This is a genomic window from Cytophagaceae bacterium, from assembly GCA_016722655.1.
Taxonomy (GTDB): domain Bacteria; phylum Bacteroidota; class Bacteroidia; order Cytophagales; family Spirosomataceae; genus Leadbetterella.
On sequence record JADKIR010000004.1, the window covers coordinates 369651 to 389924 of the forward strand.

The window sequence follows — 20274 nt, forward strand, 5'->3', positions numbered from 1 at the left end:
TCCTTAAGAATGTATCGCCCGGTTGTCGGTTGCAGCCAGACAGGCTTCTTTCATAGCCTCCAGATAGGTCGGGTGAGCGTGCGAAATACGGGAGATATCTTCGGCACTTGCTCTGAACTCCATCGCTGTTACGGCCTCGCCAATCATATCGGCAGCACGGGCACCAATTATGTGTACACCCAAAATCTCATCGGTATTTTTATCGGCCAATACTTTCACCATTCCGTCCACATCACCGCTGGCGGTTGCACGACCCAATGCCTTGAATGGAAAACTTCCCGACTTATATGCCGCACCGGCTGCTTTCAGTTCTTCTTCGGTTTTACCGACTGAAGCAACTTCAGGCCATGTATAAACTACCCCGGGAATGAGATTGTAATTGATATGCGGTTTCTGACCGGCCAGTGTTTCGGCCACAAATACGCCCTCTTCTTCTGCTTTGTGGGCGAGCATAGCACCTCTGATCACATCGCCGATGGCATAAATACCCGGCACGTTGGTTTGCAAAGTATGTTCATCGACTACAACCTTGCCTCTGTCGGTCTGAACACCGATAGCTTCAAGGTTAAGATTATCAATATATGGGCGACGTCCGATACTTACCAGACAATAATCTCCGGTGATTTCAACGGTTTTACCGGTTTTATCTTCAGCAGTGATTTTAACTTCTTTGCCAAGATTTTCAATCAAACTTACTTTGGTATTAAAATAAAACTCAACCCCAAGTTTTTTGACAGACTTCTGGAGCTCCTTACCCATAGTTTTGTCCATAGTCGGAATCATACTGTCGGCAAATTCTACAAAAGTCACTTTGGCACCTAATCTGGCATAAACAGATCCCAACTCTGCACCAATTACACCGGCTCCGATAACTACCAAATGCTTAGGCACTTCCTGCAAGTTGAGGGCCTCAGTCGAAGTAATGATACGGGTTTTATCATAATTCATAAAAGGCAAAATGGTCGGCTTAGAACCAGTCGCTATGATCACATTTTTTGTGGTCAATAACTCTTCTGTGCCATCAGCCTTTGCTACTTTCACGGTATTTTTATCTACAAAAGAGCCAAAACCATTTTTAACATCAATTTTATTTTTCTTCATCAGATAGTTGATACCATCATTCATTTTTTTCACAACACCGGCTTTGCGTTCAATCATCTTTTTGATGTCGGCCTTTACTTTTCCGGTAGTGATACCATGTTCTTCAAAATGATGTACTGCATTGTAATAATGCTCAGAAGAATCTAAAAGAGCCTTAGAAGGGATACATCCCACATTGAGACATGTTCCACCCATGGCGTTATATTTTTCGACGATGGCGGTTTTGAAACCCAACTGAGCACAACGGATGGCCGCTACATAACCACCTGGACCCGAACCTATTACTACTACGTCGTATTGCATTTCTATGTTTATTTTTTGAAGATTTTGTCAGGCTGAGCCTGTCGAAGCCACATTTCGGTAAGGCACTTCGACAAGCTCAGTGTGACATTTTAACTATACTTACACTTGCAAAAGCATCCTCATCGGATCTTCCAGAAGCTGTTTTACTCTTACCAAAAAGCCAACAGAATCTTTACCATCGATAGTACGGTGGTCATATGAAAGAGCCACATACATGATAGGCCTGATTTCAACCTGACCGTTGATGGCTACAGGCCTCTCAACGATATTGTGCATACCCAAAATGGCAGACTGCGGTGCGTTGATGATAGGCGTTGAAAGCATAGAGCCAAAAATACCTCCATTGGTGATAGTAAAAGTTCCACCTGTCATTTCTTCGATAGTAAGCTTATTATCACGGGCTTTGGTAGCCAATCTTACGACTTCGGCCTCTATCTGAGCAAATGACATTTTTTCAGCATTTCTGATAACCGGAACAACCAATCCTCTAGGAGCAGAAACTGCGATCGAGATATCTGTGAAATCATTGTAAACGATTTCTTCGCCGTCAATGTATGCATTTACCAATGGAAACTCCTGAAGGGCGATAGAACAAGCTTTTGTAAAGAATGACATAAAACCAAGCCCTACCCCATGCGTATCTTTAAACTTATCTTTATAAGTTTTACGCAAATCCATGATCGGCTTCATGTCCACTTCATTGAAAGTAGTGAGCATGGCGGTTTCGTTTTTCACCGCTACCAAACGCTTGCTGATAGTCTTACGTAAAGTGGTCATTTTTTCTCTTCTGGTTCCACGGCTGTCTGTTGAAACTGGAGCTGAAGGAGTGGCATGGGCTGTTGTCGTAGGAGATTGAGGAGCCACAGTTGCAATCTGGGCATTCTGAGCATCTTCTTTGGTGATTCTTCCTCCAACGCCAGTTCCCTGTACATCGGTAGATGAAAGTCCCTTTTCTGCCATTACTTTGGCTGCGGCAGGAGATGGATGTCCCGATGCATAATTGGCATCTGAAGTTGCCACCGGTGCAGCAGTTGAAGCGGCTTCAACTTGAGATTGAGAAACCGGAGCCGAACCACCTACTTGCAAGGTAGCTAAAATGCCGCCAATAGGCACCACACTTCCCGGTTGAGCAATAACTGTCAAAACACCCGCTTGTGGTGAAGGCAACTCAAAGGTAGCCTTATCTGATTCCAACTCACAGATGATTTCATCCAAAGAAACAGTCTCTCCGGTATTTTTTAACCAACTAGCTACTGTCACTTCAGTGATAGATTCGCCTACAGCCGGCACTTTTATTTCAATGGTTTGGGAAGCAACTGGTGCCGCAGAGGCAACAGGAGCCGATTCTTTTACAACAACAGGTGCAGCCACAACGACTGCCGGAGCAGGGGCAGCAACTGGCTGAGCTCCCGAAGGTTCGATTTTGCAAATTGGTGAACCAATAGCCAATACATCACCTTCTTTGCCGATAATCCTTAATATGCCGTCGGCTTCAGCAGGTAATTCAAATGTCGCTTTGTCGGACTCCAGTTCACAAATCACTTCGTCCATTTTTACAAAATCTCCATCTTTTTTGACCCAGGCAGCAATAGTAACTTCCGTTACAGACTCTCCTACCGAGGGAACTTTCATTTCAATAACCATGACTTAGGTATTAATTCAATTGGAATGCTTTATCTAATATTTTATTCTGAATCTGATTGTGATTTTTGGTGTAACCTGTCGCAGGTGAGGCACTCAATTTTCTTGAGATTACGTCGTCAAATCCGTTAGGGAATTCACGAACGATATACGACCAATAACCCATATTAAGAGGTTCTTCCTGAACCCAAAGTTTTTCAGCCTTACCATATTTTGCAAACTCATTTTCAACCTGAGTTTTAGGGAATGGATGCAGCTGTTCAACTCTGATGATAGCAATATCTTCGCGGCCTTCATCCATTTTTCGTTTCAGCAAATCATAATATATTTTACCGGAACAAGCCAACACCCTTCTCACTTTTTTAGGATCTGAAGTTTCGTCTCCAATCACCTCTTTGAATTGAGTATAAGGCAAGAATTCTTCCATATTTGAAATGGCCATCGGATGACGAAGCATCGATTTTGGCGACATGTGAACACAAGGCTTACGGAAAGGCAATGAAACCTGGCGACGCAGCATGTGGAAGAAGTTGGCAGGGGTTGTACAGTTACATACATAAATATTGTATTCTGCGGCCAACTGCAGGAATCTTTCAGGACGAGCATTGGAGTGCTCTGGTCCCTGACCTTCATAGCCATGAGGTAATAACAACACAAGTCCATTCATTGAGTTCCATTTTGACTCAGCAGCCACCAAAAACTGGTCGATCATGATCTGGGCACCGTTGGCAAAATCACCAAACTGAGCTTCCCAAATCACAAGGGCATTAGGATTAGCCAAAGCATACCCATATTCAAAGCCCATTACGGCATATTCTGAGAGGAATGAGTTGTAAATTTCGAATTTACCTTGCCCCTCTCTAATGTGTTGAAGATTATTGTATTTGGTGTAAGATTTTATATCATGTAAAACAGCATGACGGTGCGAGAAAGTACCTCGCTGCACATCCTGGCCACTCATTCTTACCCAATTGCCCTGATTCAGGATTGAGCCAAATGCCATCAACTCAGCTGCAGCCCAGTTAAATGGTTTTTTGCCTTCAAAAATATCTTTTCTTTCTTCGAGAACTTTCTCAATTTGCTTGATAGGAGTAAAATCTGCTGGTACCGTCGAAAGTGCTTTTCCAATTACAGCGATTTCCTCTTTGGAGATGCCTGTTTTAGGAGATTCATCAAAATCGCTAACCACAGACCTCCGTAGTTTTGCCCAATCTCTTTCCAATTTTGGCAATTCATAAGGCAACTGATTTTGTTTTACTTTTACCAAAATATTCTGCAGATCGTCATCAAACTGAGCTTTTATTTGTTTGAAATGCTCCTCATCTATATCGCCTCCTGCTTTAAGCTTTTCTATGTAAATTTCTCTTGGTGTCTGATGTTTGCTGATCAACTCATACATACCCGGTTGAGTAAAACGAGGCTCATCGGCTTCATTGTGACCATGTTTACGATAGCAAATCATATCTACAAACACGTCCTTGTTAAATTCTTTCCTGAATTCTATAGCCAACTCCATTGCATAAACTACAGCCTCAGGGTCGTCGCCGTTGACGTGGAAAATAGGAGTATCCAGCATTTTGCCTACATCTGAACTATAAAGTGTTGAGCGGGCATCCACGTTGTCGGTAGTGAAACCTATCTGGTTGTTAATTGTCAAATGAATGGCTCCCCCAACATAATATCCGGGAAGGTTTGACATCTGAGCAACCTCATAAACTATACCCTGACCAGCCAAAGATGCATCCCCATGGATGATTATTGGTAATATTTTATCATAAATATCAGCAAATTCGTTGGGCTTGAATCCGTGACTTTCAAAGTGAGCATCGGCTCTGGAGCGGGCATAACCCAACACCACAGGGTCAACGGTTTCGAGGTGAGAAGGGTTGGCCATCAATTTCAAAGACACTCTTTTTCCTGAAGGCGTTTCTATCTGACTTTCGTAGCCCTGGTGATATTTCACGTCACCGTCACTGAATTCTATTGTAGGAACATTTTCTTCAAATTCATTAAAAACCTGATCATAAGGTTTCTGGAGGATATTGGTCAAAACGTTTAATCTACCGCGGTGAGCCATACCAATTATTACCTCTTCTACGCCGAGTTCAGCACCTTTTAAAATGGCAGCATCCAAACCAGGAATGGCAGATTCACCACCTTCCAGCGAAAATCTTTTTTTTCCTAAAAATTTGGTATGAAGGAAATTCTCGAAAGCAACCGCCTGATTTAATTTTTTCAGGATTCTGATTTTCTGGTCTTGTGGTGGATTATAATCAAGATATTCTTTTTCTATTTTTCTACGAAACCAACTTTTGATTTTCCGGTCTCTGATATACAAATATTCGAAACCTATTTTTCCACCATATATTTTCAAAAGTGAATTATAGATTTCTCTTAGCGTAGCAGGGCGTCCAAAGACCTCAATACCTGCTTCAAAAACTGTGTCCAGGTCATTTTCGGACAATTGGTAGTAAGCCAAATCAAGATTGGCGTTAAACTTCCTTATTTCGTACAGTGGGTCTATCTTAGCCAACATGTGTCCCCTTGAACGAAACCCACGAATCAGATGTACTACTTCCCGCTCTTTGAAGATTTTTTGCGTATCTGTAGTACCGCCACTGTTAATTTGGGAAGTCTCACCACTCCAGGTTTTTGATAGCTCAAAACCTTTAAAGAAATACTGCCAACTTTGATCAACTGAGGCAGGGTCTTGAAGATATTGCTGGTAAAGCGATTCAATTGCGGTTACATCTGCATTGGCAATGTAAGAAAACTGATCCATTATTGTTTTTTTAAAAAAGCTAATTTTATTAAGAATCAAAAAAATAGGTACAAAAATACCTTGTGTCGTAGAACGCCAAAAATCAATCCAATACTATATATTTTATAAAAATAATTAGATAACCCTCTACCTCTAAGTTTGCCAATTGACTTATCTAAAATGTACTTTACTTACTACACTCAAGAAAATCAGCATGCGAACTAAATAGTTTTATTTATAACTAACAAAAAAATTGTGTTTATTTTATAAATATTGGACAGTTTAGTACAAAAAATTTAACTTTTTTAAGAAAATTCTAATCTAAATCTTAAAAATTCGCAATTTTTATTTAAATATTTTTCTAAATATTAAAATTTATTATAAAATTTTGATTCTCCCTGTTCAGGATTGGATGTGTATCTGAAAAACAATTGAAAAACTCCTCTAAAATTCAAGTCATTTTCTAAGGTTGGATTGGTGGCTCCAATGTCTCTTATTTCATTTTTATCATAGGAAATTCCTACATGAACTGTTTTATATAATTTATATTCGATAGAAGGGACAACCGAAAGGTTTTTTTCGAAATAGTTATAGATTTTATCATTTCGGACAGAAACACCTAAACCAACTCTCTGATTGTACCAGGCTTTGGCGTTGAAGTCTATATTATTCTTATTGGAATATGTATAAAAAATAGAATTCACATTAAAATTAAGTAAAGAACTTTGGGGCGAGTAAATATATCCCAGCTGAATGAATGCCGGTTTTTTGTCAATAACGTTTTTAGAATAAATAAGCATTGGCTTTGAAACCCCGGCAAAAACACCTTTATATGAAGCCAAAAAACCCATTCCAGCGAAAGGGGCTACCTGCATGTTTACGGCGTTGGTTACGATATTGGTTATCATCAATCCCCCGTTTATTCCCCCTTTTATTAGCAATTCTCCCAAATCAAAACCTTTGCTATAACTAGTCAATAGTCCTCTGCTCAAAACATTACCGAGATTGGAACGATAAGCCTGAAATGCCAAACCTCCCTGATTAAATAGTTGACCATCGATGGCCAAAACCTGATTGACCTGATTAAACCTCAGTGTGCCATTAAATTGTTGTCCCAGAAGGGTTTTGACCGAAAAAATTCCATTTTCACCGGCAAAAGCAGGATTAAAAGAAAGTTGATTGAACTGATATTGTCTTATGAGCCCATCTTGTCCTTTGGCAATTGAAAAGAATAACAAAAAGGATGAAAACAAATATTGGAATTTTTTCATAAAAAAAGGCCGCTTATCTAAATAAACGGCCAATTTAATAATAGTATATGATTTTCGATTAATTCAACTGGAGTATTTTAAATTCGGTACGTCTGTTGAGCTGATGGTCAGCTTCAGAACATTTCACACCGTCGGCACATTGGTTGGTAAGTTGCGTCTCGCCATAACCTTTGTATTCGATTCTAGAACGGCTAATACCTCTTTTAAATAAATAATTTGCTGCTTCTTTAGCTCTGTTATCAGAAAGTGTCTGATTGAAATCAATAGGGCTACGGCTATCAGTATGTGAGCTTAATTCTATCCTCATTTTTGGATACTGACGCATGATTTTCACCAGTTTATCCAATTCAATTTTAGCATCATGCCTTATAAAGTATTTACCATAATCATAATAAATATTTTCGATTTTAACTACGTCTCCTGTTGTAAACATCATGATATCAGATGATTCTTTTTCTGATGTTTTACAATTAAGTTTTTTGATTTGCTTCGAATTGGAGGCCATATCGTCTTTTTTGCCTTCAAGAGTATAATCGCAACCTTCATAAGCAGTAAACTGGAACGAACCGTTTTTGTCTGAAATAGCAGTCACTAATGAACCGTCGCAGGCGTTTCTCAAAGTAACAGTAACTCCTTCAAGTTTTTGCCTCGATGATTGAGTATAAACTTTACCTTTAATGATACAAGTATTTTTTGCTCCCGGAATCACATTTGGATTATTGGGGTCATTAGAAATCAGAGCACTGGCATCTGGATCAATTGCTGTAACATTTTCTGTTGAATCAGTACCTTCTTTTGGTCTTTCCAAAGGAATTTCCAACCTGGAAGGTTCATTGTCACACTCATCTGTTGAATAACTTACTGAATTGTTGGCATATCCTTCACGAGTTGTTTTGAAAACATACTCATTGTCGACCATAATATTATCGAGAGAGATCATGCCCTCAGCATTGGTAATAAGCTCGATATTATTTCCATCAGCATCAACAAAATTCAGATTTGTATTATCCAAAGGCATTTTAGTTTCGGCATCATATACCGCAATCAACAATTCGCAACCTTCTTTAAGCTCACATTCTCTTTCAAACTTATAGATATCGTCATCATTTCCTCCACGCTTACGGTTTGAGCTATAGTATCCGCTTTGACGAGTACCATCTGTTACAATACCGAAGTCATCTTTACTTGAATTAATAGGAGCCCCCAGGTTAATTACTCGTCCCTTTTGAGTTACTCCATCAAGTTGGGTATAGAAGATATCAAGTTCACCCAAGCCAGGAAGGCCATCAGATGAAAAATAAAGGTTGCCTTTTTCATCTACAAACGGAAACATTTCATTTCCTTTTGTATTAATTGTTTTGCCCATATTGATTGGAGCAGACCAGTTTGTACCATCATATCTTGTTACGTATATATCGGTTCCACCATATCCACCAGGCATATCAGAGGCAAAAAATACCAACTTTTCGTCAGGTGAGATGGCCGGATGGCCAGTAGAATACTCATCTGAGTTAAATGGAAGTTCGGTGATATTTCCCCAACCATCTTTTTTAGCTTCAGCCAAATACATTTTTAATTTCACTATTCCATCAGAGCTTTTTTTTGCAGAACCTTTATTGACATTGTTTCTGGTAAAAATCACTTTGGAGCCATCTTTAAAAAATGCAGCAGGTCCTTCATGGTATTTTGAGTTTATGCTCCCTGAAAGTCTGTCGCTTTCGGTGAGAGGTTTGTCAGAATAACCAAAACCTGTTGAAATATTTTTTCCACCATAAACACCTATTGTACGGGAGTCATTGGCTGTTGGAGCGGTGTATTCGTCGGCACCAACGGCACCACCAGGATTTTTCGCTTTACCTTTTGCAGCAGATTTTCCTCCGCTCAATCCAGCCTCTCCACCAGTAAGATAGGCTATGTCGTCAAGGTGGTAAAGGTCAAGAAACGGTGTATTGTTCCATGTATAAACCCTTCTTAAGCCTGTTGTATTGCGACGGTTTGATACAAAAATCAGTCCGTTTTGATATAAGGTTGGACTAAAATCGGCAGCTGTCGTATTAATTGACAGGTAATCTACTTTGTAGCAAGCTGAGTTTTTGGAAAGGACATTTACATCATTATATAATTTTGAAAAGCCTTTTCCCCTGGGATCAGACTCAACCAATTGCATATATTTCTGGTATTGTTCCTGCGATTCTTTGTATTTGGCATTACTAGCCAAAGCCTGAGCATAATGAAGTAATACCGGTGCTCTTTCTCCTGAAAAATCAGATGATGACCCTACCAATTCGCGAAGAACTCTCTCGGCATTTTGAGCATCTTTTACTTTCATGTAACTCTCAGCCAGATTTTTCATAGCATTAAACTTTTCAGGCTCTGCTATTCCTTTCTTTTTCAATGCCTGCTCGTAAGCATCGATAGCTTTTACATAACTGAGGTTATCAAAATGATGTTCGGCTGTTTTTAATAAGGTATTTTGAGCAAATGAAAAGGTGCTGTAAACGCTTATCAAAGCCAAAAGGGCAATTTTTCTTTTAATCCTGACTAACATAATTTTTTGTATTAAAATTGGACTTATGATAAACTTAGAAATATCTTGGAGTAAGAATTTTTGATTTTCCATAACCAAATTCATATCTCAGCAGCCATTCGTGAGTAGGTGTACTGATTAAATTTTGGGACAATGTACCATTTTTGGTATTCAATCTTGTAGTATTATAGTCATATGCATATCCAAGCCTCAACTGAGGTGTTAGCTGAACTTCAAACATACCCACTATAGCATCTACAAAATCCTGACCATAAAGGGCGGTTTGTGATTTTCTACCCGAAACACCTACCGCTATTTTATCCTTGAACCATACATTTGCATTGAGATCAAATCCCATATTTGAACCTCCTGAATAACGCATCATGACCGATGGTTTAACTTTAACATTACCTTTACCAATAACAATACCAGCCATTGCAACATAATGACGGCGAATTTTTCCCTTTGCCGAGTCACTTGTCCCATATTTTTGCTCAATAATCTGAGGAACTGAAAAACTAAAGAATGCTTTGTCATTACTCAAATATAAACCCATACCTGCATTGAAGAGATTACTGGTAATATCATTGGCAAAAACTGCTTCAGTGATATCAAGGTTTTTTACTTCTGAAAGTTTTTGACTTACATTGGAATAAGTCGGCTGAACACCTAATGCCATAGTGGTTTTGGCTCCTAATTTAAAACGATAAGAATAAGCTAGATTGATGCCTGTATTGGCGGCCACGCCAATGGCGTCGTTGTAAGCGATAAGCCCAATACCCATTTTTTCATTACGAATTGGCATATCAAGAGTGAACGAATGGGTGCGGGGTGCACCATCAATACTCTGCATCCATTGGTATCGTCCTACGGCTGTTAAGCTTAACACATCTCTACTGCCTGCATAAGCCGGATTGAGTGCAAGTGTATTAAACATATACTGAGAGTACATCACTTCTTGTTGTGCAAATAACGAAGACATTGATCCAAACAGTAGAGATACCAATAGCAGTACCCTTTTTCTGGCAAAATAGAGATTTTTCATTTCTTTTTTATTTGTGTATTTTTTCCTGAAAATTTATACAATTGATAGCCTTCCAAGAATAGGTTGACACTCAATAGTTTAGCAAAAATATAAAAAAATTTTATTTTCAAAGTAATCAGGGAAATATTTCTACTCCCTGATTCTTTTTTTATTAATTAATCTTTAACCACGGTTATGAAACCGGTTTGAGGTTTTCCTCCAAACAAACGCTTATTGGTACTGGAAACAACATAGAAATAAGTACCATCAGAGACATATTTGTTGTCTTTTACTTTCAGACCCTGGACATTAGTTTTTCCATCCCAGCCATTACCAGCTTCAAAATCTGAAATATAGTTTGCTGAATGATAAACTAAATGGAACCAACGATTATAAATATAAATCTCGATGTTATCGTCGGCCGTCAATACAACTTTATTGTCTTTATCTCTGATTACAAGTACATCGTTGACTTTGTTTCCATCAAGTGAAAGACCATCCTGAACCATAACATTAACCGCAGATGTATCTTCTTTGGCAACTGGAAGAGTTATTCCGGTTGGTTCAGAGTCATTGCCAGGGTTACCATCTGGAGTGGCATCCGGATTTACACCTACAGTAGATTTATCTGTAACCAGGCTGTCTCCCATCCATGCTTTACCGTCAATGATATTCAAATATGTCTGTTCGTCAGCATCCTGATTGGCAACTTTAACTTTGAATGTCAAAGTATCTGATTTGCCTGCTTTCAGAGAGCTTAATGAAGCTATCAGCATATTCTTATCTTTTTCACCATCAAAATCCGGATTGACAACTAAAGAACTGGTATCTGACACAACCGGTCTACCAACCAATACAAACTGAGTATTATTACTAAATACATTTGCAAGGTCGTCAATCAATTGTACACTATCCATATCAACGGCACTGTAGTTTTTCACAATTACTTTATATGATAGCAGATAACTACCGTCAGCACTTGAAAGACTATCCACAGATTTGGCAATACCAAATGGAGTTAATCTTGATAATGTATGAAATTTAGTAAAATCAATTGGTGTTGGATCTGAATCGTCTGTTGGTGTTCCTGACAAATCAGCATCAGGATTGGCACCGTCGGTCGATGCATCTTCCGCCATAGAAGACCCAGTTGGGAATGGAGCCCACGCCATTGCGATATTTTCATATCTGAGCGTATCGGCATTGGTTAAGTCAACTCTTACAACCAAATTCACAGTACGACTGGTATTGGTTGGAAGTGAACTTAATGGCTCATCCAACATGTTGGTCAGATCACCCTTACCTGTAAAGTTAGGATTTGGAACCAAACCTGTAGAAACATCTTTGATGATTACTGTATCTATCCCTACTTTTGGTCCAAATGTCAAGGCAATATTATCTTGTAATTGTAGTCTGTTAAAGCCTACTATACCGTAGTTTTTGATTACAAATCTAAATTCTACATCAAACTTAGCCAGACTTCCTTCCACTTTTTTGATACCTATCAGTTCTTTCGCAAGACCAATTAAAGAATCAGAAACATTATCATTGAAATTAAGTATAGTTGGCAATGACCCTTCAGGAGCAGGGTTAATTCCGTCATTTGACATATCAGATACAACCTGACTTGTAGGCGAGGTCGCATTAACTGTAATATTGTTTCTAAATGGACCGTTATTGCTATTCAGTTTAACATTGATTGTCCATTTCACGGTATCAACTTTACCCGGAGCAAGAGTACTACCAGCTTTTAGAAGACAAGTATTGGCTACACCATTAAATGTCGTATCTGCCAACAATGTACTTCCCTGACCTACTGACGGTTTGGTCACCATTTTCACCTCAGTAGGTGCATTAAAGGTATTTGCCAGCGTATCACAAATTGTAACATTAGTAAGATTTACGTTGCCACAATTGCCTACTATTGCCTGGTAAGTTATATTGTATGTACCATCTTCCAGTTTGGTTTTATTAACTGTTGCCAGTGCAGAACCAATACATGCTGTTGGAGTTGATTCATTACCCAATATTAGTTCGGTTGGTTCACTTCCAGGAGCGGTTGGATCAATTCCAGTATTTGAATAATCTATTACGGTTTCAATGCTTCCATTAGTATAAGTACCATCACCCAGAACTACCGCCCTGTCAATGAACTCGGTAATAGTAGAAGGTTTCAAGTTAATAGTAAACCAAACAGTATCAGACTTACCAATTGGAAGTGTACTCGTAGCTAAAGTCAAATTCACATCAGAAACCCCGTTGAAATCAGGATTTACGTCCAGATTACTGTTTTCATTTGTTGATGGTGAAATCGCCATTTCGAATGTAGCAGGAAGTTTGAAATAATTGGCAAGTGTATCTTTTAACAAGACATTTGTCAAATCAAGCGAACCAATATTTTTAACAATCGCCTGGAACTGAACATTATAACTTCCATCAAATAATTTAACAGTGTCTGTTATGGCTAATGCGAGGCCTATCGCTGGAGACTTATAAAGTTTCACAACTGTTGGATCGGCCAGGTCTTTATTTACCACAAGTCCGTCATTTGAAACATCAGAAACTTGCTGATCAATTCCAAACTGAGTTTTTCCGACACCTTTAGCTATTGAATTGGTTGAGAATGGTCCATCTTCACCATTTGGCTGAAGATTTATTGTAAATGTCACAGTATCTGTTCTGCCTACAGGTAATTTACTTAGGTTTCTATTCAGTAATCCAATATTAGAACCTCCATTGTAAGCTGAATTTCCTACAAGTGAACTACCAGATCCTACCGTTGGAGCCTGAACCATAGTAAATTGCGTTGGACTCGTAAACATATTTGCCAGATTTTCATCCAATTCGACAGAATCTAGCGGAGTATTACCACAGTTTTTAAGCAATGCGGTAAACTTAATATTATATGAACCGTTTACCTGACGCAATGTGTCCGCTTTCAAAGATGTAGCGATACATGTTTGTTGACATGTAGTACACTCAACTGTAAAACTATCTGAGTTATTACTGTTTATCGGATCATTTTGATCTGCCGATACCTTATTAATTACATTTACTACCTGACCTGCACCTGTTACTTTAGCAGAATATGTATAAGTTCTTGTAGCATTGGTAATCAAAGTAGGAATTACCCCAACAAGTTTATTACCAATTTGCAGCATTCCCGGAGTACCACCTATTATAGACAAACCTTCCGGAATTATATTCTCAAAATTAACATTCGATGCATCCGTCGGACCGTTATTTTTAACAGTCAATGTATAAATTACGGTATCACCTATGATTACATATGATTTATTCCCGATAATATTCACCTGAATATCAGCATCTCCCTGATTGATATTACAATTGTCAATAGTTACTGTTATCAATGCCGGAGTACTATAACAACCAGAAGTTGATTTTTCAAATACATAATAACTTCCAGCAATGGCTTGAGCAGGATTTGTAACCAAAGGAGAAGAAGTCGAATTACCAGTATGATATTCAAAAATTCCTCCAGAAGTAACCGGCGAACTTGTAACTGCAGAACTTAAACTAACAGTAGTAGCCGGACAAACATTTGCCAATGGTGAACTAACAACCGGACGCTGAATTGCTGTTCCTGAAACTGTAACTGTCACGGTATTGGATTGTGAGCTTACACATCCGCCGTTGTCACAAATAGCTGTATATGATGTAGTTGCAACAGGTGACACTGTGATTTCTGTACCTTGGGAAGAATTAGACCATATTACTGTACCTGTACAACCAGTTGCTGTCAATACTACATTTGTAGATGGACAAACAGTGGTCTGATTAGCAGATATTGCCGGTGGTGCCAAAACGGAACCAACTGTTATAGTCAATGTGGCTGATCTTGAACAAGTACCTGACCCACAGGATACAGAATAGTTTGTGGTTACCGATGGACTTACCACAATTTCATTTGTAGTGGCTCCGGTACTCCATGTTACACCCGAAGAACAATTTGATGCTGTAAGCGTTACACTTTGACCCACACATATTGAGGTAGCCGATGCTGAGATATTTGGTGTCTGAGCAGGACTTACAAATATGGTTATACCCGCACTTTGAGAACATGTTCCAATTTCACAAATTACTGTGTAAATTGTTGTATCAGTAGGTGATACAGTAATAATATTAGTACCGGCTCCCGTACTCCAGGTAAGTGTACCTGAGCAATTAGCAGCTGTTAATTCTACACTGCCTCCCAAGCAAATATTAGTTTCACTAGCAGTAATTGTAGGCATTTGACCAACACTAACGTTTACAGTGGCGGAAGTCGAAGAAATACAAGTTCCAACCTGACACTCAACAGTATAAGTGGTTGTTGCAGATGGTGATACTGTAATCGAAGCCAAAGTTGAACCTGTGCTCCAAAGAACCGTACCCGAACAATTATTTATAGATAATGTTGAACTTCCGCCTGTACAAATGTTAAGTGAGCTCGCACTAATTGTAGGATTGGAAGTACTTACATTGATTGTAACTGGTGCTGAAGCTATACTTGTACAACCATTTTGAGTACAAGTAGCGGTATAAGTAGTAGTAACAGTTGGTTTTGCAATAAAACTAATAGCATTACCACCACTAGACCAACTTACTGTTCCTGAGCAATTAAATGCCGTTAGAACAGTGCTGTCGCCGGCACAAATTGTTGTTGCTCCACTCGAAATAATAGGAGCCGTTGGTTGTGGTTGAACATTTATTACCATGATTGCCCAGCCAGCACAACTTGTTCCTGTGTTACAAATTGCAGTATATGAAGTAGTATCTGTTGGAGATACGGTAAACGTGCTTCCGGTATGTAATACTGAAAGAGTATTTGTTGTAAGTGTCCAATCTATAGTACCTGAACAACTACTTGCTGACAGTGTTGTTGACCCTCCTGAACAAATATTGGTATTTGTTGCTGATAAAGTTGGAGTTTCTCCCAATCCGCCAACCGTTATAGTACTTTGGGCAGAAGCTGAACATGCTCCGCTTCCACAGGTAACAGTATAGGTTGTGGTTGTTGATGGTGTCACAACGATTTCATTTGCAGTTGATCCAGTTGACCAGAGCACACTTGAAGTACATCCATTTACAGTAAGTGTAACGGGATCAACTCCGCAAGTAACACTTCTTGATGCTGTTATAGAAGGTGTTGGCAAGGCAGAAACGTTGATAGTAAGAAGATTTGACGTTGCACTCACGCAAGAACCTGCTGAACAAGTAGCTGAATAAGTTGTAGTTACAGAAGGAGTTACAGTAATTGAAGCCCCTGACTGACCATTAGACCAATTTACAGTTCCGGTACAACCATTGGCTGTTAAAGTTACACTTTGACCTTGGCAAATATCTGATGTTGTAACTCCAATTGATGGAGCCGATGGGCTAGTTGAAAGTAAAATAACAACAGCTGTTGAGGCATTACTTTGACATACACCCACATTACATACGGCTGTGTATGAAGTCGAAGAAAGTGTTGGGGAAACGTCTATTGAGTTACCAACCACACCATTTGACCATAATACAGAACCAGTACACCCAGTAGCTGAAAGGGTAACACTTCCACCAGAACATACCACGGTTGAAGATGCACTAATTGTAGGTGGTGCAATAGAATTAATATTTATCTGTACATTGTTTGATGCCGAGCTAACACAAGTACCCACCTGGCATTGAGCGTAATAAGTAGTAGCCACAACAGGTGAAACAGTAATACTATTTCCAGTCTGACCATTTGACCATATCACAGTTCCGTTACAGTTTATTGCACTTAAAGTGGTACTTTCTCCTGCACAAATAAACAGATTAGTACTTGAAATAACCGGAACAGAAGGATTACATGGCTGGGTTGCGTTAATACTTACGGCATCATCATCATCCTCATTAATTCCTGCATTTGGTGTTGAATCAGGATCTGGTTGATCAGAAGCAGTTACCTGAGCCGTATTAGTAATTGAACCACTATCTGACACCATTACATTTATAGTGATATCCACATCAGTAAACGGAGGTAAAGAATTAAGAGTGGCAACTATTGAATCGCCGGTAATGGTGAAACTATTGGCTCCTGTTGAAGATAAATAATCTAAACCAGCAGGCAGAACGTCAGTAATTTCAACATTAGTTGCAGTATTTGGCCCTGAGTTTTGAACATTTATGGTATAAGTCAAAATATCACCTACATTTGGATTTCCTACACTTACAAATTTCCTTAAACTAATATCAGAAACCGGACTAGGTATAATTACATTAATAACCTCATCATCATCATCGTCTTCATTTAAGAATACGCCATTGTTAGGAGATGAATCGACATCACTTTGATCTGCAGCGATTACTTCTATTATATTTATTATACTTCCTTCTGTCGAAACCAAGGTATTGTAAGTATAAGTTAAAGTCTGTCCTGGTACTAACAGCGGAATATTCATTGTTAGCGTATCATTGTTATTTGTAAATGTAGGACTTGAAACGAAAGTCAAACCATCAGGCAAAATATCTCTCAGGACAACATTGGTTGCAGAGTCAGGTCCGGCATTGGAGACATTTACTGTATATTGTATTACATCACCCAAGTAAACAATCCTGCGGTCAGCTGTTTTAATTAATGAAATATCAACCACTTTGGCACAACTAACTTCTGTGATAGTTGTTGTAGAAGGAGCACTGTAACAACCAGCTCCCGACCTTTCAAATAAATAATATGTGCCCGCTCCCACCGAAGTAGGTCCTGAAACCAAAGGTGAGGATGAAGCTATTCCTGTGTGCCATTCAAAAACACCACCAACTGTGGTAGTACCATTTGTAATGTAAGTGTTCAAATTTGCGGTTTCAGTATCACAAATTGTGGCATTTACTGAACTTACAGGAGTTGTTGGTATCGGATTTACAGATATTGAAACGGCGGTTCTGTTATTAGAACATGTTGCCGGAACGGAATCCAATTGGGCATAATATACAGTGGAAACTGTCGGGCTTAAAGTTAGATTTTGTCCACTATTGGTAGTATATGCCAAAGTACCACCTGTTGGAGACAGATACCATTGAATTGGTGTTCCATCAGAAGAATTTGCAACGAGTGTTGTAATTTCTCCATTACAGATGTCATTATCTGTAGCTGAGATGGTCTGAATTGTAGGACAAACCAAAAGATATAAAGCCGCATCAACGGTATTATAAATTGCACCAGAGGTAATTGTAAATGTATTTGATATACCGGTGGTAGGGTCAATATCACTATCCAGTGCGTCATTTGCTCCTACATTTGCTGTAGAACCAACATATCCTGATGGTATTCCTACAACGATTCTATAATTTCCGGGTAATAAGTTACTAAATTGGTAATTACCGCTGGCGTTAGTTAAAGTTGACGCCACAAAAGTACCTGTTGAGGTTTGAAGGGTCACAACCACATTCGATATGCCAGATTCTCCTACATCCTGAAGTCCATTTTTGTTTATATCATTCCAAACCAAATCTCCTACTGTACCGTATGCAGTAACCAAAAATGTTTCGAAATCAGAATCATCTTCATCTCCGCCTAATTTACCATTTTGAGTTACATCATTATCAACAGTATTGTTGTCATTTAAAGCTATATTATCAGGTGTTGAATCGAAATCTATAACATCTTCACCACCCGAGCCTTTGTTTCCACTAATTTCTGCACTGTTTGTAATATTACCTCCAACAAAAGATGGAGTAACAATAAATGAAATAGGTATTGTCAGACTTCTACCTGCTAATATTGATATCGGACTATTTAATTGAGCAACACTTCCAACCTGATTCCATGCGGTATCATTGAGCATTAAACCTGCTGGAACATAATCAACCAAAGAAATTTGTGTAGCATCAATAGTGCCCTGATTTAAAACGGTCAAATTGAAGGTAATTCCCATTCCAGGATAAACAAGTCCGGCAGAGGCCCTGGCTTTAGTCAGAGCCAAATCAAATACAGGTGCAGCTGTTACCGTAATATCTGAAATGTCAAAATCATCTTCGTCTCCTCCTAGTTTTCCATTTTGAGTAATTGCACCATCAACTGAAGTACTATCATTGGAAGGATTATTATCCATATCTGAATCGAAATCAGTCACTGCTTCCAATGCTGGACCTGTAGCAGAGGAAATCTCAGCTGAGTTACGCAAAGCTCCCACATAAGCTGAAGAAACAGCAAAAGTGATTGAGGTTGTAATTGTATCACCCACTGCCAGACTATCAATCGAATTGTTCAATGTGGCAATACCCGAAGTATTGGTCCAATTGGTATCGGCTAATGTTAAGCCAGCTGGTATATAATCCGAAATCTGAATCTGAGTAGCATTTTGGTTACCCTGATTATAAATATCAAAATAGAATGTAATATTATTTCCAGCAACTACCGAAGGAGCAGAACTCCTTTTGACCATTGCAAGGTCAAACCTTGGACCTTCTTCAACCATAATAGCACAGCAACCGGTTGCAGGGCAAGTTGTCAAAGTTGTACTAAAGGTATAATCACCGATTCCTTTTATGGTAAGGGTACTGTCTAAGTTAATGGTGGCCTCAGGCGTAGAGGCATTGATCATGACACCGTTTCTATACCAAACAATCCCGGACCCTAATGTATAAGGGGCGGGAACTTCAACGAGGTACTCATCTCCGGGGTACCATTGTATCGGTACAGAAAAACATGAAGAGGCAATATCATCCTCAGTGAGGTCGGCATTACCCGGCTGAGAATCTATATCATAATCGGGACTACTCTGAATTTCCGCCGTATTGAAAAACACACCTCTTCCAAAAACTGTTCCTGAAACTTGAAGTCTCAACGAATCACCACCCGCTAAAGAATTGACCGTCCAACTACCTACACCTGAAACTGAATTGTATGTCCAGCTTCCTCCGGTAACTGTTGCGTTCACCGAGTTAAGTCCAGAAATAGGAACTACATTTTGAATTTGAATATCAGTAGCAGTATTTGTTCCCTGATTAACCAGCCATACTGTATATGTCAAAGAATTTCCAATCGATGGTTGGGAAACACTTACACTTTGCTTTAAGGCTAAATCAACATCAGCGGCTTTAGACAAACCGCTGCTTAATAAAAACAACAGAGCTAACCCGTAACCCATCAAAAAAGATGAACTTGTTCCAATTTTTCGGAAACCTGAATTAGAACCTCTTTGTAATATGAATTTTTCAAAATTGAAAAATCGTAATACAATTGTTCTTATTGTTAATAGACTTAAGGAAAACTGCTTCATATTCTTGTGCTTAAAAAAAGAAACTATCTTACTTTCGGGTAATTGATTATTCAATACATTATCACTTTTAGGTTCAATACACTTATATGCGGATAGAAATAAATTATCGTGAGTGCTTTCATAGTAAGGAGCAGAACCAACAGGAATTTCACTAAATAAACCCGCCTGATTCGGTGTTAATTCCGAACCAATCGTTTCAAATTCTTCTAGTCTCCTACGTGGGTAAAAAAATCTTTTCATTTCCTGAATCCTATTTTCATTTCACATATCTGGTTTAGATATGAAATGGACACAATAATCCTATTCAGATTCTAAGGCATCCAAAACTATGCCAATCAACAAAAGAGAAGATTTTAAATTATCTAACGGCGAGATGAAACTGTTTAATTTACTGATTTAAAATA

Annotated in this window: 7 protein-coding genes; all 7 read right to left on the bottom strand. The window is 38.9% G+C overall.

The window, feature by feature from the left end:
• Positions 1-3: 3 nt before the first annotated feature.
• On the bottom strand, positions 4-1404 hold the full coding sequence (lpdA, locus tag IPP61_02345) for a dihydrolipoyl dehydrogenase (GenBank protein ID MBL0324013.1): 1401 nt from the start codon (positions 1402-1404) through the stop codon (positions 4-6).
• A gap of 99 nt (positions 1405-1503) precedes the next feature.
• Positions 1504-3048 carry a 2-oxoglutarate dehydrogenase complex dihydrolipoyllysine-residue succinyltransferase gene (gene odhB, locus IPP61_02350; GenBank protein ID MBL0324014.1) on the bottom strand — a complete coding sequence of 515 codons (1545 nt, stop codon included), beginning with the start codon at positions 3046-3048 and terminating at the stop codon, positions 1504-1506.
• Positions 3049-3058: 10 nt separating this feature from the next.
• A complete protein-coding gene (locus tag IPP61_02355; protein MBL0324015.1) occupies positions 3059-5827 on the bottom strand; it encodes a 2-oxoglutarate dehydrogenase E1 component in 2769 nt (922 codons plus the stop codon).
• Between the two features lie 347 nt (positions 5828-6174).
• Positions 6175-7077 carry a type IX secretion system membrane protein PorP/SprF gene (locus IPP61_02360; protein MBL0324016.1) on the bottom strand — a complete coding sequence of 301 codons (903 nt, stop codon included), beginning with the start codon at positions 7075-7077 and terminating at the stop codon, positions 6175-6177.
• 58 nt (positions 7078-7135) lie between these two features.
• Positions 7136-9625 (bottom strand): OmpA family protein, encoded by a 2490-nt coding sequence (locus tag IPP61_02365; protein MBL0324017.1) that lies wholly within the window; start codon positions 9623-9625, stop codon positions 7136-7138.
• Between the two features lie 34 nt (positions 9626-9659).
• Positions 9660-10649 carry a type IX secretion system membrane protein PorP/SprF gene (locus IPP61_02370; protein MBL0324018.1) on the bottom strand — a complete coding sequence of 330 codons (990 nt, stop codon included), beginning with the start codon at positions 10647-10649 and terminating at the stop codon, positions 9660-9662.
• Between the two features lie 155 nt (positions 10650-10804).
• Positions 10805-20110 carry a DUF11 domain-containing protein gene (locus tag IPP61_02375; GenBank protein MBL0324019.1) on the bottom strand — a complete coding sequence of 3102 codons (9306 nt, stop codon included), beginning with the start codon at positions 20108-20110 and terminating at the stop codon, positions 10805-10807.
• Between the last annotated feature and the right edge of the window lie 164 nt (positions 20111-20274).